Origin of the sequence: Flavobacterium sp. N1736 (assembly GCF_025947065.1) — a bacterium.
Taxonomy (GTDB): Bacteria; Bacteroidota; Bacteroidia; order Flavobacteriales; family Flavobacteriaceae; genus Flavobacterium.
In genome coordinates, this window is the sequence record NZ_CP109994.1 from 1,550,494 (window position 1) to 1,577,076 (window position 26,583).

Sequence of the window (26,583 nt, forward strand, 5' to 3'; positions counted from 1 at the left end):
ATTTGAAATTATAAAATCGAAAACCACATCTGCTAAAACAAAAACCAAATCAAAAATCGACATGAATAAGACAAGAATCAAGATTCTGATAATTTTATTAGTGATAAGTTTTGGTCCTTATTATATCTATCAAAATATTTTATACAAAGATGCCCGAAACATCGAAAATGAAAAATCAATAGTTACAATTACTGCCTCAAATTTAGAAAAAGAATATGCTTTAAATCCATCAAAAGGAGACTCTAAATATTTAAATAAAACAATAGAAGTTAAAGGAATAGTTTCAGAAGTTACTGATTCGTCAATGGTAATAGATCATAAAGTATTTTGTAAAATGAACGAAAAAGTACAAAAGACTTTAATGAACAAACAAATCAATGTAAAAGGAAGATGTATAGGTTTTGATGATTTATTCGCAGTAGTAAAATTTGATCAATGCAGTATTCAACAACATTAAATATGAAAAAGAAAATATTCCTAATAATCGCTTTTTTAATCTGTTTTTATAGTAATGCCCAGGATGATTTGCTCTCTGCGCTCGACTCGACACAAGTGGTTGATAAAAACGTAACGGCAACATTTAAAGGCTTGCAGATTATAACCTTACAATCTACAAAATTAGCTGCCAAAAATGAATTTTACATCGTAATATCACATCGATTTGGTACTGTAAAAGGCGGAATTTCCGAATTTTTCGGGTTTGATGACGCAACAACAAAAATTGGCGGAATTTACGGCGTAACCGATTGGCTTTCTTTAAGTGCATCACATCATACTTTGCTAAAAATAAATGAAGCATCGGCAAAATACAGGCTTATAAGACAAAACGAAGACTTTCCTGTTGATATTGTTGGTTACAGCACCATAGATTTTAATAGTGGTTTAAAAAAAGACGATTATCCTAAAATTGAATTTTCTGACCGATTGAGTTATATCAATCAGGTTTTGATTTCAAGAAAATTCTCTGATAAATTATCGCTAGAATTGGTTCCCTCCTATATCCATAAAAACCTATATAATCCTGATATAGAAAACGATAACCAATTTACTTTCGGTGCGGGCGGACGATTAAAATTAACCAAAAGACTTTCTCTTAATCTGGAATACGCAGAGAATTTTAACAAACCCGGCTTTTATAATAATCCACTTTCCGTTGGCTTGGACATAGAAACCGGAGGTCATATTTTTCAATTGCTTTTTACAAATTCGCAATCAATGACCGAAAGCGGTTACTTAACAAGTGCTGCCGGAGATTGGGGGAAAGGCGATTTTTTCTTTGGGTTTAATTTATATAGAGTTTTTTAAAAGTATAAAATATGAAAAAATATATTTACTTATCCGGTCTTATTCTATCATTATATAGTTGTGAATCTACAACTTATGAAAGTCTGGAAGAACCAACTGTTATAGTTGAAGACGTTACTTACACCGCAAATGTGAAATCTATTATTGATGCAAACTGCATTGCCTGCCATGCTGCAGAATCTACGCTTAGACCTTTAGAAACGTATGATCAGGTAAAAGATGCTGTTTTAAATACGGATTTATTAGATAGAATTCAGCGACAAAACGGAACGCCCGGACAAATGCCAAAAGCAGGAAGAATGCCGCAGGATAAAATAAATCTAATTCTGCAATGGAATACGGACGGATTATTGGAAAATTAAATCAACACTAAAATGAAAAAAATAATTGTACTGCTATTTTTATTTGTTGGAATATCGCAGATTTCAGCTCAAAAGTATATCACAAAAACCGGAAGCTTAAAATTTGAAGCTTCTGTTGAATCTTTTGAAGAAGTTGCTGCAGAAAATAAAAATACATCGGCCATTTTAGAGTCGGCAACGGGAGATATTGCCGTTTTGGCTCTTATGAAAGGATTTCGTTTTAAAGTTGCCTTAATGGAAGAACATTTTAATGAAAATTATGTAGAATCCGATAAATTTCCGAAGGCAACATTTAAAGGAAAAGTCGACGATTTTGATGTATCGAAACTGTCTTCAACAGCCAAAATAGTCAAGATTTCAGGAGATTTGACTTTACACGGAAAAACCAAAAAAATAACCGCAAACGCTAAAATTTCAAAATCCGGTGATAAAATAACGGTAACAGGAAATTTTGATGTAAAACCGGAAGACTTTGACATTGAAATCCCAAAAGTGGTTAGCAAAAAAGTAGCCGATAAAATCAAAGTAAATTTCAATTTCATGCTTACAAAATTGTAAAATGATTAAAAAAAAATCTGCTCAATCTGCAAAATCTGCGTGAAAAAAAATTAAAACATACATTAAAAGCCGATTTCTGATTTAGTTAATTACAAAAAAAATCTCCTGCCAGAAAACAGGAGATTTTAATACTCTAATGCAAAATATAACTAACAATCAATTTAAAAACGCGCTTTTATTTAGAAAACTCAACAGTATTTAATTTCTGCCAGCCTCCACGTGTAAAATCCGGAATTTCAACCGGAGCCGAATTATTATCTAATGAAATCTCCGTTAACGGACTCAAACAAGACCATTCTGCTAAATCGTAAACATCCATATCCAGCGGAAGTCCTTGCTGTAAACAATGAAACATACGGTAATCCATAATAAAATCCATTCCGCCGTGACCGCCTACTTTTTTTGCCATTTCTTCAATATCTTTCACGATCGGATTTTTGTATTTTTCCATTAATATCTTTTTCACATCTTCAGATACAAATTCTTCGGCATTTAGATTTTGGTAATTTTTTGAGATCTCTCCTCCTGCTTCTTTCGCATCAATTGCATAACCTTCTACAGGATATTTATTGGCAAAACCTTTAGTTCCTGTCAATTGATACATTCTGCTATACGGTCTGGGGCTTGTAACATCATGCTGAATCTGGATTGTTTTTCCTTTTTCGGTACGAATCATGGTCATCGTGTGATCACCGTTTCTAAAATCAGTTACGACTTCTCCCGTTTTTTCCTTAATAAAAGCAGGATTTCCAACCGCTTTTGTATCCATCGAAACTAAAAAATTCATTTTATCACCTCTGTGAATATTTAGCGCCAGACACGCCGGACCCATTCCGTGTGTTGGGTAAATATCGCCTCTGTGTTTACGGTTATAATCCATACGCCAGTTGTTCCAGTATTGTCCCCAATACGGCTGAAGACCATGAATATAAGAACCTTCGGCATGAAGAATTTCTCCAAATAATCCTTGTTGTGCCATATTTAATGTTGTCAATTCGAAGAAATCATACACACAATTTTCTAACATCATACAATGTTTACGAGTCTTTTCAGAAGTATCAATAACATCCCAAATTTCCTGCATTGTTAATGCGCCGGGAACTTCTACAGCAACATGTTTACCGTCTTTCATGGCTTGTACTGCAATATTAGCGTGATGTTTCCAATCGGTCACAATATATACTAAGTCTACATTTTTAAGAGTCGTTACTTTTTTCCATGAATCTTCTCCAAAAAATACTTCTGCTTTTGGTTTTCCGTGTTTTACCAAAGTATCGTTGGCTGCTGTTGTTCTGTCTTCGAGCATATCACACAAGGCAACTATTTCTACTCCGGGAATATGTGTGATGCGTTCTACAGCGCCCGTGCCACGCATTCCTAAACCAATAATGGCGACATGAACAACAGGAATTGCCGGTGTTGCCAAACGCAAAACATCAGTTTGACCTTTATCTCTTTTGGGTGTTTTTGTTTTTATAATTTGTGCCGATGAATCACAAATTTTCAATAGCAAAAAGGCTATCAGTAAAAATTTTAAAATTGAACTTTTCATTTTTTTTTATTTAGGTAATGTATTGAGGTGAGTTACTCGTAATTTTTTGTTTTTATTATAAAATTTTATGCATGTTTTAAATGTTTTTTTCTCGCAGATTTTGCAGATTAAGCAGATTTTTTCTAATCATTTTAATTTTTCCATTAGTTTGTCATTTCGACCGGAGGGAGAAATCACATTAGAAATTCCGCAAAGTAAAGAACCAATCTTTGTCGAGTTGCGCGTGTGATTTCTCCCTCCGGTCGAAATGACAAACTAGACTTGAATATGATTATAAAATCTACGTGAAAAAAAAATCATTTTAATCTTTTAATCTGTGGCATTATTTATTTTTTACACTTAAAATCTATGTTTCTATGTGTTTAATACATTTTAACAGCCATTCTAAACCTTAATATAAGTCTTGTTTTTATGCATATACCAAAGTATGAAATAAAGGATTCCGAAACCTGCTAAATCGCAAAATGCATCATAATAGGCTCCTGTAAATTGTTCAAAACCAAAAAATATTTGTTTGGCAATCAATGAAAAATTGAAAACATGCGAACCAACATAAGCAGCAATAGCATTAAGACCTATAACCCGAAACGGATAAGCCCATTTGGTATAGCCTTTTACATCGACAATCCAATAAAATAAAGCTAATAAAACAAAACTTATTCCGGATGAGAAAATGACAAAAGAGCTCGTCCATATTTTTTTAATAATGGGGTGCCATAATCCTATAAGTAGCGATACAACGATTCCGGTTATACCGATAAAAAAAAGATACATTGCTGTTTTTTGTCTTGGTTTTGATGATAAAAGCAATTCGCCTGCAAATAATCCCGACATGGTTGTAGCCGTGAATCCTAAGCCGGTTAATAACCACGAATATTGCGTTTGGTCGTAAAAACGTCCAAAAACCTGCTGGTCAATATAAATAGGAAGATTTTTATTGGGTAATAATTCAAAATTATGTCCAAAGAAATTCGGGATTGACAGTAAAACCGCATACAAAACAAGACAGGTTACAAAGAATATATATCTTCCTTTTTGAGATAAATTGAGATAAGCAATACAGGAGAATAAATATCCTACAGCAATGGCCTGAAGCGTGTTACTGAATAGTTGAAATTTTGAAATATCCAAAAAAAGCAAATTTCCCTGAACGATCCATCCTAAAATAAAAAGTATTACAAATCGCTTTAGAATATGGTAATATAATGTAGCATCTGATCCTGATTCGGTACTTCTTTTTCCTAATGAAAACGGAATTACAACGCCAACAACAAATAGAAACAAAGGCATTATTACATCATATAAATGAAAACCAATCCATTCAGGATGTTCAAACTGATCTGCCAAAGTCTTTGTTAAATTGGTTTTTGCCGCTGTATTTAAGTTATAGAAAAAACGATCAGCAACGATTATCATTAATAAATCAAATCCTCGTAGCACATCTACAGACATCAGGCGATTATTGGCTATGATTTTATTCATGTTTGATATTTATAGGCTGTTTTTGATTCAATTTTTGATAAAAATAATTCCGGTGTTTTATATTAAAATTCCCGGAATTATTTCTAAAATTATATAAACTCGATAGCTCATGCCAATAGATTTAAAAAATAATTTCTTCAAAAAACGTTCCCTCTATTGGCATATTTGACAGGTTATCGACGACAAACTAAAGTTGTAATGTCGAAAATTTAGGACCTTCAGGGAAATTGGCAACACCAGCCCAACCCGAAGTCATTTCGGTAATTGCAATACCAATTGAGCTTCCTAAAGTTCCTAATTGCGATTTCGGAATACTAAATTCTATAGCATTTGTTGTATCATTAAGACTTACAATAGCCGACGCTTTTAAATTAGCTCCGGAACCAACAATTTGACCCCAGCCCCATCCTCCATTCGGATCGGTATGTTTATAGAAATCTCCCCAGCCACCTGTTACCATCGGGCCTTCAAATAAAAACTCTGCTCCAGAACCATCCGGCCAGTTCGAATGCAAAAATCCGGTTTGTGTATTTCCATCCGTATTGATATACATATCGACCAATTCCATCAGCATTTTTTTGTTTCCTTCTAAATACACATTTACGTTTGCACCTCCAGCCCAAATTTTAATTTTCTGGATAGAACCGTTTCCAGATGTATTTTGATCTGTAACCGCTACATCATCCCAATCTGTAAACTTTCCGTCGACTTTGATATCTATAATTATAATTCTTGGAGCTGTTATTGTTTTTGTAATAAAGGATTCTTCGCCTGCATCGTTTGTAACGGTTAATGAAACTCTGATTTCACCGCCAATTTTATACGTATAAACCGGATCTTTTTCGCTCGATAAATAATACAAATCGCCAAAATCCCATCTGTATTTTGTAGCATTTTTAGAAAGATTAGTAAACGTAAACGTACTTCCGTCATTCGTAAATGAAAAATCTGCTTCGGGTTTTGTTGCTGAATCCGAAGACGAACTATCGCTCGAACAAGCCGTTAGCAATAACAACGCCATTAGCATTGTTACGTATTTGGTTAGTTTTATTTTTTTCATGGTTTTTTGGTTTAAATGTTTTTATAACTATTTAATGATAACCGTTTGTGATAATTTATTGAATCCTGTAGTCGTTTCCCATAAACCTGTATTAGCAAAACGAATACAATAATCCGGTCTGTCAATTAGTTTAGTTGAACTGTCTTCAATTTTTAAAAGCAATTCGTAAGTACCTGCAGGAATATCTGCTAAACTCACCGTTTCTTTTAAATCAAAAGCAACTCTTGGTACCACTTTTCTAACATCAAAACTTAATTTTTTCTTGTAAATAGTTCCATTTGCAGTCGATCTAAAAATTAAATAAGCATTTTTAGGATTGTAAACCGGAGCAAAACCACCGTTATTAATGACTGCATTAAATTCTAAAGATCCGTTTAATGCCGCTTCTTTTTTAACGCTCGAAGTTGCCAGCGCAAGTCTGTAACCCAACTTTCTTTCAAAATCTGTAAAACAATTATTGTTTCTCCATTCCTGCAAAACCGGACCGTAATAATCAAGATTTAAATACGTCCATTTTAGCATCGTCATTTCTTTTTCGGCAATACTGCAGCTTGCAACCGGAACATCTGTTGGCGGACATGTTTCTCCTCCTGTTGGGACAAAAAGGGCTTCATTGCTTATATATGTTTTATCGGCAGTTACATTTATATACGTTCCATAATCGTCAACACTTGCCATAAAACAATCGTTATGAAAACCCAAACGGGCTGTATTGGTGGTTCCGTAACCAACTGTGGCATCCATAGCGGTTGTAGTCGCAACAAAATCTTGTTTGATTTTTGGTGTTCTTACCTGAATTTTAACTTCTTTTGGAAAAGTTTCTAAAAGTTTATCTAAAATCAATTTTTTATTCGCTGGCGTAGTAAGTTGATTTGTTGTGTAATACCATTCTCCCCAAGCGCCAACAAAACCAGCCTGAACAAAAGCAATAACATCTTTATTTTCTTCCAATATTGGTTTTAACTGATCTAAATGTCCTGAAATAACCGCAACAGAAGCATCTGTACCATCCTGAGCGTCGGTATACGCAAAACGCAAAACACATTTTAAGCCCGATTCTCTTAGACGCGTAAAATCGGTTTTAATCAAATCTAATTGCGTTTGGCTTAAAGCCGTCGTTTTAAATTTTTCCAAATAATACAGACGCAAAATTAGGCTTACATTTTCTTTCTTTAAATTGGCTAAAGATGCGGCAGTCATTGCAGCGCCTTCAGAATTTACCTGCCAGCTGTGCATAAAACCACGCTCGGGATTGGTAAAAACTTCATTGGAAGCTGTGTAAGTAACTTTTTCAAGTCCGTTTGCTTCCTCTTTATTTTCACCGCCTCCATCGCTTTGACAACCGGAAGCAAGATTTAGAAAAAGGCAAAATATCATTACTATATTTTTCATGTTTTTTTAATTAAATTATCTGATTAATCATTTTAAAATCCTTCTGAAAAAGAAATTAATTATATTCCGGATTTTGGATAAACTTCCCTTTACCTTCACTGATTCTTTCTAATGAAAAAGGAAACAATGCTTTATATGGCGCGCTTTGACTTGCAGATCCGTTTAAGGCAATTGCGTGTTCCGTAAATTTTCCGTGACGGATTAAATCAGAACGGTATTGTCCGTTTTCACACCAATATTCATGTGATCTTTCTAACAGAATCATATCATTAAAACTGGCAAGCGTATTATAATCTGCAAGTTCAATTTTGCTTATTTTCGCTCTTTTTCTAACTACATTAACCAAATCAATCGCTTCTTGTGTAGGCGTTCCGGTTTTATTTACCAAGGCTTCTGCTTTTGATAATAATACATCAGGATAACGATATACAATAATATCTACGGTTGTTAAAGCAGTTGTTCTCGCTGCATCCGGATCAATTTTTAACGGAATTGGTCCTAATTGCATGTAATTTGCAGGATTTGCCCTGTTGTACGTAACGCCGTCTGTTCCTGTAAATTCAGCAATTAAGGCATCTTTACGAATATCAGTTGCTTCAAAAGAATCATAAAAAGTCCAGGAACTCTGAATCGTTCCGTAACCGCCGCGTCCCGGATAATTAGCAGGCAAAACCATTAATTGCCATTGGTTTTCGCTTGTTCCCGCATAATCTGCCGGAACTGCCCAAATCACTTCTTTACTGCTTACAGGCGCTTTTACATCCCATAAACCAACATAATTATCTTCTAATGCATAATAATTCATACCTATAATAGCGTTGGCTTGTTCTTCAACCTCTGCCCATCTTTTTTCATGAAGATATAAACGTATTAAAACCATTCTTGCCATACCGTTGCTAAATCTTCCGTATGGTGTTTCGGCAGGAGATTTTAAATCTGCGGCAGCATCTTTAAGGTCATTTTCGATAAAACTTACCATAGCAGCATTTGAAAGTCTTGCCAAAGGTTCTTCTTTCAATGGATTTTGAAGTACATCGAGCGGCGCAACCACAAGAGGTCCGTACATATCAAAAAGTTCATAAGCCAATAATCCGCGTGCGCATTTAATTTCGGCAATAGCCTGCTTTTTCACAAACTCGTTTACTTTTGATTTTTCGATTCGGTCAATACTCAAAGTCATACCGCTAATCTTATTGTAAAACACATCGTAAAAGCGTGTAAAAGCTGTAGATGTTGCTTTGTAACTATGATATGATGCTTCTTGCTGTACGCCGTAAGGTCCTTGCAGGATTTCGGTTGTCGCGTCAAGCATAAACATTAATCCGTTCTCTGAAGTAGAATGAATTCCGTTTCCGTAAGAACCTCTCAGCGGATAATAAGCCGAAGCGACTATCGCCTGAATATCAGCCTCTGAGCTAGGAAAAATACTTGGATTAATCTCGTCGTAATTAACAGATTCTAAATCTTCATTACATCCTGAGAAAACGAGTAATAGTAAAACTATTGTATAATTTTTTAAATTTTTCATGTCTTTTTTATTAAAACTTTAGATCAACTCCTACTGTGTATGTTTTTACATTTGGATACGCTGCTGCATAACCATCTGTTTCAGGATCGATACCATCATATTTTGTAATGGTAAAAAGGTTTTGTCCGTCTAATCTAATGGCGGCACCCTGCATGAATTTACCAAACCATTTTTTTGGAAAATTATACGTTAGCGATACACTTTGCAAACGAACAAACGAAGCTTCCTGCAAAAAGAAATCACCGGATCCGTATTGTGTGTAGCCAAAGTTTGAACCCGGACGTGTATTTGTTGGGTTATCCGGCGTCCATCTGTTATAGATATTTGTCGTGGCATTTCTTCCGTTTTGTGCTACACCAACGGCAGTAACGCCATAAGCAAAATCAGTTCTGTCGATGATTTCCCTACCAAACATTCCGTTAAACATAAAGTTCAATTGAAAGTTTTTCCAGATAATCGTATTGCTTAAACCGGCAACAAAATCAGGATCCTGTGATCCAAGTAAAACAGTATCTGCGTCATCAATTTTACCATCGGCAGCGCCTGTTCTTAAAAATACACCATTTGCATCCGTAACCGGATTTCCTGCATTATCTCTCACAAAACCATTAACATCTTTAATTTTTATTTGCCCCGGATATAAATCCGGCTGTGCAGGAACCACTTCTCCAATTTGCATAACTCCATCAGAAATTTGGTAGTAATTGGCACGAACAGGATCGTTGTAACCTTCATAAACTCTTGGTTTCCAGTCTGGAGCTCTTTTCTTCCAATTGGTTTTAAATTGAGAATATGTAAAAGTAGATCTCCATTTAAAATCCGGATGATCAATATTTACTGTGCTTACCGTAACTTCCACACCCCGGCTTCGTGTACTTCCCACGTTTGCCCAAACCTCATTTATTTCATTATAACTATTAATTGGTTTAAGCATTAACAGATCTGAAATTACTCTCTCGTAAACTTCAACTGATCCTGAAACTCTTCTGTTTAATATTTCAAAATCAAGACCTAAATTTTTCTCAGTTGTAGTTTCCCATTTCAAATCCGGATTTTCTAATCTCGTCGGGAAAACTCCTGTCCAAATTGATTCATCAGGATTTAAATAAGCCGGCTGCGCATAATAAGCCGCAAAAGCATTTCCGCCTGAATTACCTACCGCACCGTATCCAAATCTTAATTTAAATTGAGAAATATAATCAGAAATAGAAGTCATAAATTTTTCCTGAGATACATCCCATCCCGCAGAAATAGATGGAAATAAGGCGTATTTATTGTTTTTTGCATACATACTTGCTCCATCTCGACGTATCGTAGACGTTAGCATGTATTTATCTTTATAAGAATAGTTTAATCTTGAAAAATACGAGCGATACCCAAATTCACTGTTTGTAGAACCAACCACTTTTGTTCCCGCTCCCGCATTCATATTATTCCATAAAAAAGCATCGGTAATAAAATTACTGTTTCCTAATGTTGATCTTTCAGTTCTAAATGTTTGTTGTGAATATCCCACCATAAAAGTGAAGTTATTAACATCTCTGATTTTTGTATTATAAGTTAAAATCACATCCAGCAAATCATCATTCTTTTTTTCCGTATTGATAGATGCCTTACCATTTTCTAATGCTCCGTATAAAGTTGTTCTTGGCAAATAAGTGCTTCTGCTTGAATTTCCCTGATCAAAACCTGCCTGAACTCTTGCTGTAAAACCTCTAAACGGTTTTGCTTCAGCATAAAAATTCATAAGCGATCTGTCTACAACGCCTTCATCAGAAATAGTAAGCATCGAATATGGATTAGGTTCTAAGGCATTATCAGGATTTATTGGATAATTGCCCATCGCATCAATTGCCAAAACATCAGGACTTTGCTGTATTGCAGATCTGATAATTCCCGAATTTTCAAATTGAGATAATTCCTGACCTGTTACAGGATCAAATTTTCCACCTAATTGTGAGTTTTGATTGTTGACTCTACTTTTTGTCATGTTCATACCAACGGTTACAAAATCAACTAATTTTTGGTCGATACTAAAATGAACCGTACTTCTTTTTATCCCAGAATTTTTCACAATTCCCTGTTGGTCAAATAAATTTCCGGATAAAAAGTATTTAGTAGATTGCGTTCCGCCTCGTAATGACAAGTTATTTTGCTGCACTATTCCGTCTCTCGTAACCAATGATAACCAATCAGTTCCTGCGCCTGCGTTTCTTATTTGTTCATCAGAATATAATCTTTTGTACGGAATCCCGTTAACCGGAGCAGCATTTGCCTCGTCTAAAGTTTTTGGAGAATATGGATATACTTTATTGATAAACTCCCAGTTTTCTCTAGAAGCATCATTTCGTAATTGCATCCATTGTTTCAAATCCAGCACATCATAACCGTCATTGTATTTTTGATACGAATAAGAACCTGAATAATCAACCCGAACTTCGCCGTCTTTTCCTTTTTTAGTCGTAATCATGATGACACCATTTGCAGCTCTTGCACCATAAATGGCAGAAGCACTCGCATCTTTTAAAACATCAATAGATTCAATGTCATTTGGATTAAAAGAATTTAAAACACCTTGCGTTCCTCCATCATAACGATTTCCTGAACCCGGCTGTTCTAAATTGGTAATAGGAAATCCGTCAACCACAATTAAAGGATCATTACTTGCATTAATCGAACCCGCACCACGAATCTGGATATTAAATCCACCGCCCGGCTGAGCACTATTTTGCGTAATTTGTAAACCTGCAACTTTACCCTGAAGTGCTGTTAAAACAGATGGTGCAGACGATAAAGTCAAAGATTCTCCTTTTACGGAAGACATCGCACCCAGTACATTTTTCTTTTTCTGAGTTCCGTAACCTACAATAACTACCTCATTCAGGCTTTTTGATACCGGAACCATTGAAACTTTAAGATTAGTCTGGTTTGCAATCGCAACTTCTTTTGAGTCATATCCAACATACGAAAACAATAAAGCTTCTGTAGCAGAAGGAACGACAATCGTAAAAGTTCCGTCAAAATCTGTAGTTGTACCTCGTGATGAACCTTTTGGTACAATTGTAACGCCAATCATGGGCTGACCTAATTCGTCTAAAACAACTCCTTTGATGATAATATCAGCTTCTGAACTTTTGTTTACAATTTCTAATTTATTGCTGCCCGTGGAGGTGGCCGCGTTTACTTTAAAAACAGATACTATCAAAATTAAAACAGTAATTATAGTCTTTAAATTAAATTTTAATTCGTGATAGTTACTGTGTAGTAACTTGTTACTTTTTTTCATATTATTCTGGTTAGTTTAATGGTTAATGGAAAAAGCATGCTTTGCGTGAATAAAAAATGGTTAGGGATTTTAATAAACACAAAGCGAAAGGGTCATGTTATGTTTCTTTTGGTTTCATAATTTTTTCGGTTTTGTTTTTTGTCTTGTTTTTGTTTGGTTATTTTTTAATCTGTATGTTGGGTTTATGTCTCGCCTGATTTTTAACAGCTTAATTACCTTTTCGAAATGGTAATTTTAAAATTTAAACTTCTCTTTTTCGCCTGATTTTCAACTTAAAACGTTGCCGAAAAAAAGCTCTTTTTGCACTTACTTTTGGCTAAACTAAATAATATTTTTTAATAAACAATGGTAAAATCAAAAAAATGTGTTCGTGCACATAAAAAAAGTGTTTTCGAGCACATTTTTTAGAAAAAGTATTATTAAATTCTTACCGATTTTAAATTTTGACTGTGTAAGAATCTAAATAATTATCAAAAAAAATTAATTTACTTCTAAAAAAAACTGTTTTTTATTTGATATTCATTTAATTAAAAAACGTAGACAAAATTGACATTTGATGATATAAATCAGCGGTTTAATATTCTTTTGAAATAATATTCGTATTTGAAAAAGTACATTTCACAACGTTGATAATTATAGAAGGCTCTTGATTTCTCCGATGAATTTTTCTGCCAGTTCATCTGCTTTTTTTTGCGAAATACTTTCCGTATAAATTCGAATAATAGCTTCAGTATTTGACTTTCTTAAATGAACCCATTCTGTCGCGAAATCAATTTTAACACCATCGATGCAATTTGGTTTTTCACTACTGAATTTTTGAGCTATTTTTTCTAAAATTCCATCAACATCAATTTGCGGTGTTAATTCAATTTTACTCTTGCTCATATAATAATCGGGATAACTTTCTCTAAGGCTTTTGCAGGAAATTTTAGCATGTGCCAAATGCGATAAAAACAAAGCAACACCCACAAGAGAATCTCTGCCGTAATGCGCCTCCGGATAAATAATTCCTCCGTTGCCTTCTCCTCCAATAATCGCATTTGTGGTTTTCATTAATTCGACCACATTTACTTCGCCAACCGCGCTTGCCTGATATTTTCCGCCATGTTTTAAAGTAATATCCCGTAATGCCCTTGAAGAAGATAAATTAGAAACCGTATCTCCTTTTGTTCTTCCTAAAACATAATCGGCGCAGGCGACCAAAGTATATTCTTCGCCAAACATCGAACCGTCTTCGCAAATAATTGCCAATCGGTCGACATCAGGATCTACTACAATTCCAAAATCTGCTTTTTCCTGAACAACCAAAGCCGAAATATCTGTCAGATGTTCCTTTAATGGCTCAGGATTATGAGGAAAATGACCATTTGGTTCGCAATACAACTTGATGCATTGAACACCAAGTTTTTCCAATAAATCCGGAATCGCGATTCCTCCCGTAGAATTAACAGCATCAACTACCACTTTAAAATTGGCACCTTTAATGGCTTCAACATCGACTAAATTCAGTTTTAAAACTTCTTCAATATGTCGGTTTATATAGCCTTCCTTCTTTTCATATTTTCCCAAATCGTCTACTTCCGCAAATAAAAAAGATTCTTCCTCTGCTATTATCAGGATTTTTTCTCCTTCGACAGCGTTTAAAAACTCTCCTTTTTCATTTAATAATTTTAAGGCATTCCACTCTTTCGGGTTATGACTTGCCGTAATAATAATTCCGCCATCGGCATTATCCAGCATTACGGCAACTTCAACAGTTGGCGTTGTCGATAAACCAATATCGATTACATTAATTCCTAAACCCGTAAGCGTATTGGCAACCAGATTACTAATCATTTCTCCCGAAATTCTCGCATCCCGACCTAAAATAATACGTAGTGATCTATCCAAATTTTGTCCTTTTAGCCACATACCATAAGCCGCAGCAAATTTCACAGCATTCACCGGAGTCAAATTTTCATTTATAACACCCCCAATTGTACCTCGTATTCCTGAAATTGATTTTATTAAAGTCATTTTTTTAGTTTTTAGTTTACAGTCGCAGTAAAAACAGTCAAAACAGTCACAGTAAACAGTCACAGTAAAAACAGTCGCAGTAAACAGTGAGTTGTAAACTGCGACTGCGACTGAAAACTGTGACTGCAAACTGCGACTGAAAACTGTAAACTGTAAACTGTAAACTGCGACTTAAAAGTGCCATCTCACAAAAGCCTCCATAGCCGCGTAACTCGCTAATCCCATTTGTTGATAAACAACTGCCGTTTCTGCATTTCGGTCTTCGGCTCTTTGCCAAAATTCCCTTGCATCAATTCCCTGAAAAACAACGCCGTCTTTTTGAGATTGGTGTTTGAAGATTCCGTGGCGTTTTGCCAAAACCTGATCCGGACTCATTGGTACCGCCATTTCAACCTCGTCAATTCCCCATTCCTGCCATGCACCACGATACAGCCAAAGCCAGCAGTCATCCATAAAAGGCTTTGATTTTAATGCTTTTACAGCTTCAAAAATAGCGTCCAGACAAACTTTGTGTGTTCCGTGCGGATCTGCCAAATCTCCTGCAGCATAGATTTGATGTGGTTTTATTTTTTCTATTAAATCCATCGTCAGTTGAATATCTTCCTGCCCGATTGGTTTTTTCTCGATGGTTCCGGTTTCATAAAAAGGCAGTTCCATAAAATGAATCTGATCATCACTCAATCCGACAAAATGACTCGTTGCCCTCGCCTCGCCTTTTCTGATTAAGCCCTTGATGTAACGCACTTCGGGAATATCAATTTCACTGTTCTTTTTATTCTCTAAAAACGTTTGTGCTTTTTGGTAAATGTTATCCGCTTCTTCACTTTTTATTCCGAATTTCTCGTTGTAATCAATTACAAATCTTGCGAATCTTAGTGCTTCATCATCCGCAACAGCGATGTTTCCGGAGGTTTGATACGCAACATGAACTTCGTGTCCCTGTTCCTGCAAACGCATAAAAGTGCCGCCCATACTGATAATATCATCATCAGGATGCGGACTAAAAATCAATACACGTTTCTTGGCAGGTTCAGCTCTTTCGGGTCTGTTGGAATCCTCTGCATTTGGTTTTCCGCCCGGCCAGCCCGTAATAGTGTTTTGCAGTTTATTGAATATTTTGATGTTAATGTCGTACGCCGGGCCTGAATCTGCCAGTAAATCGCTCATTCCGTGTTCGATATAATCGGCATCTGTCAGCATTAAAATTGGTTTTTTAAGCTGAAGCGCCAATCCTAAAACCGCTTTACGGCTTAGTTTGTCTGTCCAGATTACTTTTTCTACCAGCCACGGTTTATTGATTCTCGTTAGTTTTGAAGATGCTTCTTTATCCAAAATAAAAACAGCATTATTGTGTTCCTGTAAAAACGAAGCGGGCACGCGATTGGTGACTTCATCTTCTACCGATTTTTTTACAATATTGGCTTTTCCTTCTCCCCAAGCGAGTAAAATAACCTGTTTGGCTTCCATGATTTTTTTTACTCCAAGGGTGATTGCGGTTCTTGGTGTATTGCTCAGTCCAAAGAAATCTTTGCTTGCTGCCACTCTTGTAATATGATCTAAAGCGACCAATCGTGTTTTTGAGTTTTGCAGCGAGCCCGATTCATTAAAACCGATATGTCCGTTTCCTCCAATTCCCAGAATCTGCAGATCGATTCCGCCCAAAGCTTCGATTTTTGTTTCATAATCATGGCAATAATCCGCGATTTGTTCTTTGGTTAAAAGTCCGTCGGGAACATGCGCATTTTCAGGTAAAATATCAACGTGATCAAACAAAAGTTCCTTCATAAAACGAACATAACTGTTGATCGAGTTGGGCTGCATTGGATAATATTCATCCAGATTAAAACTGATTACGTTTTTAAAACTCAACCCTTCTTCCTTATGCAGACGCACCAATTCGGCATACAAACCTTTTGGCGAAGAACCCGTTGCCAAACCTAAAACACAAGGTTTGTTCTCTTTTTGTTTTAACTGAATTAAAGCGGCAATTTCCTGAGCAACAGCTTTTGAAGCGTCAGACGAATTTTCAAAAACAACCGTATTGATGTTTTCGAATCGCTTCTCGAATCCCGTTGCTTTGTCTATATTACTTTTTATCATTTTGAAATATATTTTATTATGTTTTTCATTAATTTTAATACTGATGTGTGTCTTGATGTAATTAATTTTAACACATAGAAACATAGATTTTGTTATCTGAAAAAAGGCGTTTCACTTATTTAAACAAACATAACTCTGTGTGGAAACTTGTTTCTTTGGTATTCTTTTTATATACATTTAAACCTATGTTTCTATGTGTTAAAATACTTAGTTAAACTTCATTTTACTGATTTATTTTTTTTTATAAAAAGCATAAGTTGAGCCTGAACACTTTCAAATACGGGATTTGAGTGCTTAATTGTGATGTTAAATAAAATATTATATTTAGCCCAGTTTTGCCATCCTGACGGAGGAAGGATCACACGCGTAACTCCGCAAACAAAATCGCCAATCTTTGTAGAGTTTCTAGTGTGATTTCTCCTTTCAGTCGAAATGACAAACTTTGGGTTTACAACTTGAAACTTCAACTAAAGTTGCTAAAACCTGAAACTTGAAACTTAAAACCTGAAACCTTACCAACTCCTATATTTATGCCCTTTAAAAGCAAAAAAGAGAATCATAAAATAAGCCGGCAATAGTATCGAATAGGCTAATTGATTTCCGCTTTTTGATGTTGCTGCGGTTCCGGCTGCAATGTTTGCGGTATTGATATTGTCTGCCAAAAAACCATAAAATAGCGGAAAAACGGCACCGCCAATAATTCCCATAATCAGGATTGCGCCTCCAATTTTTGTAAATCCGCCTAAATCCTGAAGTGCCATTGGCCAAATCGCCGGCCAGCAAAGCGCATTTGCCAATCCTAAAAGGGCGACTAAAAGAACAATCAAAGGCAATTGTGGGATTCCAGGCAACTGAATCATAATTTTTGGAGAAAGCAATACGATTAATGAAACCAAAATAACGCCTAAAAAACCGGACGCTTTTAATGCAAAAACCTGCGAAACATATTTAGGAATAAGTGTGATTCCTAAAATATAACCCACAACCATTGCGGTCATTGTAAACGAAGTTAGTTTTAGATAAAACGATCCATTTTCTCCATAAACGCCCAATTGTTTTCCGAAACCTCCAATAGAATCTCCCGCCAAAACTTCGGCAGCGATGTAAACCATTAAAGTAATGACGCCGAAAACCAATTGCGGATGCTTGAAAGCTTCGTTTATTTGTTTGAAAATGCTTAAATGTTCTACTTGTCCTTCATTGTCTAAATTGATTTCCGGAAGCGGAGAAAATTTTACCAAAACCGCCAATACCAACATAATTCCCGCCATGTATATGTATGGCGTTTGTAATTGCAATGCCAATAAATCGAGTGCATTTTCTTTTTGAGCAGAAGTCATTACAGCAATTTTATCTGCAGAATAATCTCCAATATTTGACAATACTAATGACGTTAAAAGTAACGGCGCGAGAAATCCTGCCAGTTTATTGGCGATTCCTAAAACGCTGATTCTTGCTGCGGCGCTTTCGCGCGGACCAATTACAACAACATACGGATTTGCAGCGGTTTGCAAAACTGCCAAACCTGTTCCCATTACAAATAAAGCAATCAGGAAAAGCACAAAAGTTCGTGCTTCGGCAGCGGGATAAAACAATAAAGCGCCAACCGCAATAATCAATAATCCCAATGAAATTCCGTTTTTGTAGCCTACTTTTTCTATTAAAAATGAAGACGGAATTGCCATTACGAAATAAGCAATATAAAACGCAAATGTCACAAAATATGATTGTGATTCGGTTAGTTCACAAGCTAATTTAAAAAACGGAATTAGTGGTCCGTTTAGCCAGGTTACGAATCCAAAAATAAAAAATAAGGACGTTAAAATAACCATTGGAATCAAAGTACTGCTTTGTTCTTTCTTTAAAGTAATATCGATTTCTGACATGTTTTTTTTGGTTTGGATTAATTATTGGGTTTGGTTTAATTTATTTTTTAACACATAGAAACATAGATTTTTTTAGCTTAAAAAAGGCGTTTCACTTATTTAAACAATCATAGCTATCTGTGAGAAACCGGATTGTCTGGCTGAACGAAGTCGAAACCTTTCTATGTGTTAAATATTTTTTCACGCAGATTTAGCAGATTTGGCAGATTTTTTTCTAATCATTTTAATCTTTTAATCTGTGGCGTTGTTTTTTTCAACACATAGAAACATAGCTCTTGCAAATTAAAAAAAGGCGTTTCACTTGTTTAAACAAATCCCGACGCTTCGGGACTATGTGTGAGAAACTTGTTTCTTTTTATATTCTTTTTACAATCTATAAATCCTATGTTTCTATGTGTTAAATATTTTTTCACGCAGATTTAGCAGATTTGGCAGATTTTTTTCTAATCATTTTTAATCTTTTAATCTGTGGCGTTGTTTTTTTCAACACATAGAAACATAGCTCTTGCAACTTCAAAAAAGGCGTTTCACTTGTTTAAACAAATCCCGACGCTTCGGGACTATGTGTGAGAAACTTACTTCACTAATTCCTGATCGTAAAAAACGATAGTTTCTTCTAAGGCTTTATCTATTGTGTATTCCGGTTTGAAACCTAATTGGTTGAATTTTTCAGGATTGGCTTTCGAATGTTTGATATCGCCGGGTCTTTCTTCGAGGAATTTTATCTGTGATTTTGAGTTGGTAATTTTTATGATTTTTTCAGCCAGTTCTAAAACCGAAGTGCTGTGTCCCAGCGCCACATTATACGTTTCAGTTCCTTTTTGAGAAGCCAGAATATTCGCTTTCACGACATCTTTTACATAAATAAAATCTCTGGTTTGCAATCCGTCTCCATAAATTGTAATGGGTTCATTTTGAAGTGCTTTATTGATAAAAATAGGCACAGCCGCCGCATAAGCAGATTCCGGATTTTGGCGTGGACCAAAGACATTAAAATAACGCAAAGAAGCTGTAGGAACCTGATATTGATCGAGATACATTTTTAAATAATATTCTCCGTCAAGTTTTGTAATCGCATACGGCGTCATTGGTTCCGGAAACATCGTTTCTACTTTTGGCAAAACAGGATTATTTCCATAATTTGCTGCAGATGTTGAAAGTACCACTTTACAATTTGAATTGTTTTTTGCGGCTTCAAGAATATTTATGGTTCCAATGGTATTGATTTCAATGCATTCCCTGATTTTCAAAAGCGATTCGGGAACGCTTACCAAAGCTGCGAGATGAAAAATTCCTGCTGCTCCGCTTACTAATTCGTTAACTAAATCTTCGTCACGAATATCGCCTTTTACAAAATCAACATTCAGTCCGTTTAAGTTGTGCTCAAATCCCGTTCTAAGGCTATCAAGTATCGTAACTTTATGTCCTTCTTTTGATAAATGTTCGGCAATGTGGCTTCCTATAAAACCTGCACCGCCGGTAATTACATATTTTTTCATTCTTTTTATTTTAGTGACCCAATGAAATTCAAATTATAGTCCTGCATTTCATCAAATTGTTCTGAAAGGCTTTCAATTAACTTAAACTGATTTTTAGAACGATCCAGATTATGTTCCGGATATTCTGTTTTGTAATACACATCGTCGTTTAAAAAATCGGTCAAAAAACGTAATGCCATAATAAATACCATTGTTTTTGCGCCAAGCGGAAGGTATTTTATCTCTAATAATGAAAGTGATGAATTGGTTTTTTCGAGAAAACCTTTTACATACGCTTTATAATACTGAAGATTGAAATTTACAAGCTCTAGGTTTTTTTCATCTTCTGCCGCTGTATTGCAAATGGTTCGAATGGCGTCTCCAAAATCATAGTGAACAATTCCGGGCATAACAGTGTCAGTATCAATCACGCAAAGTCCTTTTTTATTAGCGTCAAAAAGTGCGTTGGAAATTTTGGTATCGTTATGCGTTACTCTTAGTTTTATTTTTTGGGCATCTTTTAAATTTTGTAAAACATGCATTTCTTCTTTAAGTTCATGAACCAGATCAATGCATTTTTTTGCCTGTTCAATTCGCTGTTCCGAAGCTTCTTTTAAAGCCCTGTCAAACTGTGCGTAACGAAAAATCATATTATGAAAATTCGGAATTACTTCTGTTAGTTTTCTGGCGTCAAAATCACTGGTAAGATTTAGAAATTCACCAAATAATTTTCCGCCTTCATACGCAATTTCCTCATTATTAACGGTTTCAAAAGTCAGGCTTCCTTCAATATAAACCATCATATTCCAGAAATTTCCTTCTTTATCATGATAATAAAAAATTCCTTTTTTGGTTCCGATAAAAGTTAAAACCCTTCGTTTGAGTTCTTCTTCAGATAAATGTTTTAATTTTTTAAGCAAATGTTTGCTTACACTTACTTTATTGGCAATAAGCCCCGGAACGTCTTTAAAAACGCCATCATTAATGCGCTGTAAAATAAACTGTTTACGGCTATCAGTTGTTATTAAATAGGTGTCGTTGATATGACCTGACGCCAATTCTTCAAAATTTTTAAAAACTTCTATATGGTCGAACTGGTCGAATATAAATTTTAAATGTTCTGCTACCATATTACCAGAGATTAGTTGGATAAACTTTTTGGGCTCTTAATTTTTCAATTTCTTTTTTTACAATTTCTTTGTCTTCTTTGTAGGTAACGCCAAACCATTTTGCATTTGACTGAAGTACTTCGAGCGATGCGTTTTCTGATTTCAGGATTTCGTTTACAACGGATGTAATAAAAAATTCGGCTTTTAAATCGTGTTCGTTTTCTTTGAGGAATTCTTCAAAAAGTGCGCCTCCAAACTCAAAACATTTTGGTGTAAATCCCCAAAAATTCATAGAAACGATCGTATTTTCATCTATCGGAATAAAATCACCGTTATCGTCTTTACGCATTAATTTGCCGTTTATTTTTTCGATATGCGTACGTTCGGTTACATCTGTAAGATAATTATTGGCGTCAACCTGACATTCTCCTCTTGATACAAAACCATGATCTGAGACGGTGTTTTTAAGCAAATATGCCATCATATTAAAATGATACGATTCTTTATCCATATCTGTCAAGGCTTTTGCCATGATTTCAAAAGCTTCTTTTCCGTAAAAATCATCGGCATTTATAATGGCAAAATTTTCGGTTACTTCATCTTTCGCCATCAATAAAGCATGTCCGGTTCCCCAGGGTTTTTTTCTCTCCGGATTTTGATATTTTACAGGAACATTATCTATTTCCTGAAAAACATAGCCAACTTCGGCTTTTCCTTCCAGTTTTTTATTGAAAATTTCTTTACACTCGTCCTCAATATTTTTGCTTATAATAAATACAAATTTTCCAAAGCCTGCCTGCAATGCATCATATATAGAAAAATCCATAATTGTATCTCCTTCGGGAGTAAATGTATCTAACTGTTTTAATCCTCCATATCGACTTCCAATACCTGCCGCCAAAATCACGAGAGTAGGTTTACTTTTGCTCATTTAAATAGTATATTAATTGGTTTATTATTTTTAAATTTTTGGTCATTTTTTTGTCTTTCAATTTTTCGAAATATGAAGTAAATTAAAAACCGATCAGATATTAACAACTTCTCTTATAAATTGAAAAATAAATATTAATCTGACAATATTTACGTTAATATCATAAAGTATATGATTAATATTCGGCTAAAATATATATTAATATTTTATAAAAAAAGAAAATAGTGTTAAAATGTGCTCGAACACAATTAAAATGTTTTCGAACACATTAAATTTAATATTTTTAGATATTTGAATTTTATATATATTTGTTATTATATGGAGAAAATTTACACAATTAAGGATATTGCAGAACTTGCAGGTGTTTCTAAAGGCACTGTAGATCGTGTTTTGCATAAAAGAGGAAAAGTCTCTCAGGATGCTCTTGACAGGGTAAATGAGGTTTTGGATAAGATTGATTATCAGCCTAATTTAATGGCAAGAAGTTTAAAGAAAACGCAAATTTATTCGATATGTGTTTTGCTGCCGGATTCTAAAAATGATCCGTATTGGCAGCCTTGCATTGATGGAATAAATGAAGCCAAAAAAGAGTTTAAATCTTTTAATGTTAAAGTAGAAATTTTCTTGTTTGATGCCACAAGCACGGCATCGTTTGTAGAAACCAACAAAGCTGTTTTAAAAGCGTCGCCGGATGCTGTTTTATTGGTTCCGTTGTTTCATAAAGAAGCGATTGATGCTATCGAAACCTACAATTCTAAAGGTATTATCTCCAGTATCTTTAACAATCAGCTTAAATCGAGCGTTATAAAAAGTTTTGTAGGTCAGGATTTATTTCAAAGCGGAAGAATTGCAGCTCGATTATTAGAATTGTTGATTCAAAAAGGAACAATCGCCATCGTTCATATCGATGAAGATTACGAGAATGCGATTCACATGCAGGAAAAAGAAAAAGGTTTCAGGGATTATTTTGATACTTTAGAAAACGGAAAATTTGAGATTAAAACCTTCAAAGTAAAACATCCGCAATTTAAAACGACGCTTAAAGAATTTTTAGAATCAAATCCTCAAATTCAGGGACTTTTTGTTACGACTTCAAAAGCGTATCAGGTGGCTAAAATTATTGCCAAAAATCCTGAACGAAAAATTGCGCTCGTAGGCTACGATTTACTCGAAGATAATCTTGAATATCTGAACAATAAAACCATTGATTTTTTAATTCATCAAAATCCAAAAAGGCAAGCTTATTTAGGAACTACAAGTTTAATTGAGCATTTTATTTTCGAAAAAGAAATTAGTGCGCAAAAGCTTTTGCCTATCGATATTATCAATACTGAAAACGCTAAGGATTATTTTTTGTAAACTTTCGGCTTAGATTTTAAACACATAGAAAGGCTTCCGATTTATATGTTTATTTTTTCTCGCAGATTTTGCAGATTGAGCAGATTTTATTATAATCATTTTAATCGCTCCATATAGTTTGTCATTTCGAGCGAAGGGAGAAATCGCACGCGTAACTCGACAAAGATTGACGATTTTGATTGCGGAGTTTCTTGTGCGATTTCTCCCTTCGGTCGAAATGACAAAAAGCGCGCAAAAAAAAATCTGCTCAATCTGCAAAATCTGCGAGAAAAAACATCACCACATGCATAAAAAACATGTTTCCACACATAACTATGTTTGTTTAAATAAGTGAAACGTCTTTTTAAGCGTACAGAATCTATGTTTCTATGTGTTTAAATTAAATCCCCAAAGTCAAAATACCAAACGAACTCGAAATATGAAAATTAGGTTTTTCGGTATCGGGATCAACCCATGAAATCCAAGTTGGTTCGAATAAATTATTGTCTTGTTTTTTATATTTTGCCCTGAAAAGTCCGGCTTCGATTGTATTGTTTTTAATCAGATTGAAGTTTCGTAAAGACTGAATACTGATGGCTATTTCTACAATAAAATGATCTTCTTTGATATGCGATTTTACCGTCAGATCATTTTTAGGCCAATTCCAGTCGTAGTCAAATTTTTTATTGGGATAAGCAATAAAATCCATTATTCGTGGTGTTGGATCAATTTCCAGACAATAATAAGGATTGAGAGTTTCATCTGTTCGAAAGAAAATTTCAACACGATCCGACTCTGCAATACTGTCTACAGAATCATCTTTTCTGTCAATATGAATATTGGTATCATAAACGGTATAAGAAAAATAGATATTTTCAAGATCCCATAAAGCCTTAAATTCAATTTTTTCAGGTTCTGCATAATCCCACGGAGAAATGAAATCGGTTAATATTTCTGCTTTCTTCCAAAACGGATTATCTCCCAAACCATTTATTTGCAAAATGTTTTTCTCAATGCGATGTACAGTATAATTTTTCATTCTAAAAAGGTACGCAATTTAAAAAAAAGAAAAAAGGGAGCAAAAAATAAAAATATCTTTTGCTCCCAAAAATTAAATATTATTTCAAATATACTTTATTGTTCGTAATTTCATTATCTGCATTTATCTGAAGAATAACCAATTGCGACGTTGTTTTTAAATCTGAAACATTAATTTTTACGGTATCAACCGTATTAAATTCTTTTTTAAGAAGCACTCTTCCACTCAAATCTAATATAGAAATACTGGCTGCATTCACATTTTTTCCAAAATTAATATTGATTTCTTCTGCTGCAGGATTAGGAAAAACAGCAAAGCTTGGGGCAATTTCTTCGGCTACATCAACTGTAGGCGCTTTTTTAGCTGTCGATCCTGTTTGCAATTCAGAACATCCAATATCGATTCGTCCGTTTCTTTTTCGAATATCATCATCAAAATCTAATGTTCCTGAATAGGTCGAATTGTAAGTTGGATCTCCTTTGTCTGTTGCAAAAGCACCTGTCGCCAGAGTAAAATCAAAAGTTGCTGCATTTACAAATCCCGGTGAACCTACAACGGAGTTTACATCTTGTCCGGTTGCGGTTGCAAACTGCGCCGGATTATAAGATCCTGTTGTAGAACTGCCGTTAAAACTAACTCCGGTTAAATCGATGATATAATCTGTTGTGCCCTCTCTGTAAAATAAATTATAGTTGGATACAAAACTCGAAACCGTATATCCGTAAGATGCCAAAAGCGCTTTTTTGCCATTTGTAGCATACAGAATATTATTTTTAAAGGTAATTCCTGAACTGTTTTGAAGATGAACTTCTCCCCCATAAATGTCAGCAACAGTTCCTACGGCAACTCCGGCAATAGTTGTAACGCCATTGATAACTGCTCCGGTTCTGTTTTTGTAGAAAGTATTATTGAAAATTTTGGTATTTCCAACGCTTGTTGTATAACCGCTTCCTATAACACCGCCAAAAATTGCTCCGGTAACCACGTTGTTGTAAACTGAATTGTTATTTACAATATGTCCCGTAGACTGACCTCCGTTTCCGGTTGCTGTATTTTGCTCAGATCCTACGGCAATTCCAACACCGCAATTATAAACTTCATTTCTTTCTACGGTACAATTCAAAGCGCCATCAACATAAATACCGGCACTATTGGCAACGGCACTCATACAATCAAAAACTTCGTTTGAGGCAATTACACCATTTCTCGCCTGATTATTACTCGCAGCTCCGGTTGATGTATAATTTCCTGCGGCAACAATTCCGATATTCGCAATATCATAAACGGTATTTCCTGAAACCGAAAAACCATTTACATTTCCGGTAACCGTTACAGCTTCTCCCCAGCCTGTGGCACAGTTGTTTACCTCGTTATTATCAATTTTTACGTTGGTAATAGCGTACGTTCCGTTTCCTCCGTCGACTTTGATAGCGTTGGCAACAATACCGCTATTTGCAGGAATTGACGACAGATTATTACTGATCCATCCAATGTTTTTAACAATACAATTTTTGACTGTAATGTTGTTTAAATTGGCCGTTGCACCGGAATTGGCTAAAATCCAGATTCCTTTACTTCCATTTCCAATCTTGTTAGAAATTGTCAAACCGTCGATCGTAACGCTGCTTGTATTTACGATTCCTAATACATAAGTATCTGTACTTGTCCAGCCGGATGCGTTGACAATTACTGCTCCCGAACCACTTTTTTGAATGGTAAGCGGTTTGCCAACAAAAATAGGTCCCGTTACCGGATATGTTCCTGACAAAACCAAAACAGTTCCGCCTGACGGTGCAGCCTGAACGCCTTTTACAATAGTTTTAAATGGTAAAGCCGCTGTACCTGTACCGGTTACATCATTTCCTGTGGTGGAAACATACGTCTGGGAAAATCCCTGGACAAAGCAAAATAAAATAATAAATGTAATTTTTTTGATTTTCATAATTTTGAGATTTTGGGTTAACAATTAAAAAAAATTTATGATTAAATATTGCAATATTTCGGAATGAGGAATAAGCTGAGATTGCGATTTTACACTTCTAAATCAAAATAAAACATTATGCTATTTAATGTTAAATTGTTGATTTAAAAACTAATACTATTGTGAAAAAACAAAATATAAAGTAGCTTATTTCAGACGAATGTAAATAATGTATTTTAA

At 34.9% G+C, this 26,583-nt stretch carries 19 protein-coding genes; 5 read left to right on the forward strand and 14 right to left on the reverse strand.

Annotated elements, in window-relative coordinates:
• The first annotated feature begins 61 nt into the window (after positions 1 to 61).
• From OLM54_RS06760 to OLM54_RS06775, 4 genes are read left to right on the forward strand one after another with little or no spacing between them, the layout of a single operon-like run.
• Positions 62 to 457, forward strand: coding sequence for an OB-fold putative lipoprotein (locus tag OLM54_RS06760; protein WP_264537827.1), 396 nt, complete (start codon positions 62 to 64; stop codon positions 455 to 457).
• A 2-nt stretch (positions 458 to 459) separates the two neighbouring features.
• Positions 460 to 1,305, forward strand: coding sequence for a DUF5777 family beta-barrel protein (locus tag OLM54_RS06765; RefSeq protein WP_264537828.1), 846 nt, complete (start codon positions 460 to 462; stop codon positions 1,303 to 1,305).
• An 11-nt stretch (positions 1,306 to 1,316) separates the two neighbouring features.
• A complete protein-coding gene (locus OLM54_RS06770; RefSeq protein WP_264537829.1) occupies positions 1,317 to 1,667 on the forward strand; it encodes a cytochrome c in 351 nt (116 codons plus the stop codon).
• 12 nt (positions 1,668 to 1,679) lie between these two features.
• Complete coding sequence (locus OLM54_RS06775; protein WP_264537830.1) at positions 1,680 to 2,225, forward strand: YceI family protein; 546 nt, start codon at positions 1,680 to 1,682, stop codon at positions 2,223 to 2,225.
• A gap of 175 nt (positions 2,226 to 2,400) precedes the next feature.
• On the opposite strand, the gene OLM54_RS06780 is transcribed toward OLM54_RS06775, so the two are convergent.
• The 12 genes from OLM54_RS06780 to OLM54_RS06835 all read right to left on the reverse strand — a co-directional run bounded on the left by OLM54_RS06780 (position 2,401) and on the right by OLM54_RS06835 (position 22,045).
• A complete protein-coding gene (locus tag OLM54_RS06780) occupies positions 2,401 to 3,777 on the reverse strand; it encodes a Gfo/Idh/MocA family protein (protein WP_264537831.1) in 1,377 nt (458 codons plus the stop codon).
• A 384-nt stretch (positions 3,778 to 4,161) separates the two neighbouring features.
• Positions 4,162 to 5,259 (reverse strand): acyltransferase family protein, encoded by a 1,098-nt coding sequence (locus OLM54_RS06785; protein WP_264537832.1) that lies wholly within the window; start codon positions 5,257 to 5,259, stop codon positions 4,162 to 4,164.
• 187 nt (positions 5,260 to 5,446) lie between these two features.
• On the reverse strand, positions 5,447 to 6,319 hold the full coding sequence (locus tag OLM54_RS06790; RefSeq protein ID WP_264537833.1) for a PKD domain-containing protein: 873 nt from the start codon (positions 6,317 to 6,319) through the stop codon (positions 5,447 to 5,449).
• A 27-nt stretch (positions 6,320 to 6,346) separates the two neighbouring features.
• Positions 6,347 to 7,711, reverse strand: a complete 1,365-nt coding sequence (locus tag OLM54_RS06795) for a DUF4832 domain-containing protein (protein WP_264537834.1) — start codon at positions 7,709 to 7,711, stop codon at positions 6,347 to 6,349.
• A 55-nt stretch (positions 7,712 to 7,766) separates the two neighbouring features.
• Complete coding sequence (locus OLM54_RS06800; protein ID WP_264537835.1) at positions 7,767 to 9,239, reverse strand: RagB/SusD family nutrient uptake outer membrane protein; 1,473 nt, start codon at positions 9,237 to 9,239, stop codon at positions 7,767 to 7,769.
• A gap of 10 nt (positions 9,240 to 9,249) precedes the next feature.
• On the reverse strand, positions 9,250 to 12,525 hold the full coding sequence (locus OLM54_RS06805; RefSeq protein ID WP_264537836.1) for a SusC/RagA family TonB-linked outer membrane protein: 3,276 nt from the start codon (positions 12,523 to 12,525) through the stop codon (positions 9,250 to 9,252).
• Between the two features lie 633 nt (positions 12,526 to 13,158).
• On the reverse strand, positions 13,159 to 14,541 hold the full coding sequence (gene glmM, locus OLM54_RS06810; protein WP_264537837.1) for a phosphoglucosamine mutase: 1,383 nt from the start codon (positions 14,539 to 14,541) through the stop codon (positions 13,159 to 13,161).
• A 171-nt stretch (positions 14,542 to 14,712) separates the two neighbouring features.
• Positions 14,713 to 16,641 carry a glucosamine-6-phosphate deaminase gene (gene nagB / locus OLM54_RS06815; RefSeq protein WP_264537838.1) on the reverse strand — a complete coding sequence of 643 codons (1,929 nt, stop codon included), beginning with the start codon at positions 16,639 to 16,641 and terminating at the stop codon, positions 14,713 to 14,715.
• Between the two features lie 512 nt (positions 16,642 to 17,153).
• Complete coding sequence (locus OLM54_RS06820) at positions 17,154 to 18,527, reverse strand: sugar MFS transporter (protein WP_264537839.1); 1,374 nt, start codon at positions 18,525 to 18,527, stop codon at positions 17,154 to 17,156.
• 575 nt (positions 18,528 to 19,102) lie between these two features.
• Positions 19,103 to 20,026, reverse strand: coding sequence for an SDR family NAD(P)-dependent oxidoreductase (locus OLM54_RS06825; protein ID WP_264537840.1), 924 nt, complete (start codon positions 20,024 to 20,026; stop codon positions 19,103 to 19,105).
• Between the two features lie 5 nt (positions 20,027 to 20,031).
• Entirely contained in the window at positions 20,032 to 21,135 is a 1,104-nt protein-coding gene (locus OLM54_RS06830) for a phosphotransferase enzyme family protein (protein WP_264537841.1), read from the reverse strand.
• A gap of 1 nt (position 21,136) precedes the next feature.
• Positions 21,137 to 22,045, reverse strand: a complete 909-nt coding sequence (locus OLM54_RS06835; RefSeq protein WP_264537842.1) for a sugar phosphate nucleotidyltransferase — start codon at positions 22,043 to 22,045, stop codon at positions 21,137 to 21,139.
• 318 nt (positions 22,046 to 22,363) lie between these two features.
• Between OLM54_RS06835 and OLM54_RS06840 the strand changes: the two genes are divergently transcribed.
• A complete protein-coding gene (locus OLM54_RS06840) occupies positions 22,364 to 23,404 on the forward strand; it encodes a substrate-binding domain-containing protein (protein WP_264537843.1) in 1,041 nt (346 codons plus the stop codon).
• Between the two features lie 379 nt (positions 23,405 to 23,783).
• Here the strand turns inward: OLM54_RS06840 and OLM54_RS06845 are convergent, their stop codons facing one another.
• Together OLM54_RS06845 and OLM54_RS06850 are read right to left on the reverse strand one after the other, a co-directional pair.
• Entirely contained in the window at positions 23,784 to 24,422 is a 639-nt protein-coding gene (locus OLM54_RS06845) for a carbohydrate-binding family 9-like protein (RefSeq protein ID WP_264537844.1), read from the reverse strand.
• Between the two features lie 79 nt (positions 24,423 to 24,501).
• Positions 24,502 to 26,364, reverse strand: a complete 1,863-nt coding sequence (locus tag OLM54_RS06850; RefSeq protein ID WP_264537845.1) for a T9SS type A sorting domain-containing protein — start codon at positions 26,362 to 26,364, stop codon at positions 24,502 to 24,504.
• Positions 26,365 to 26,583 lie beyond the last annotated feature (219 nt).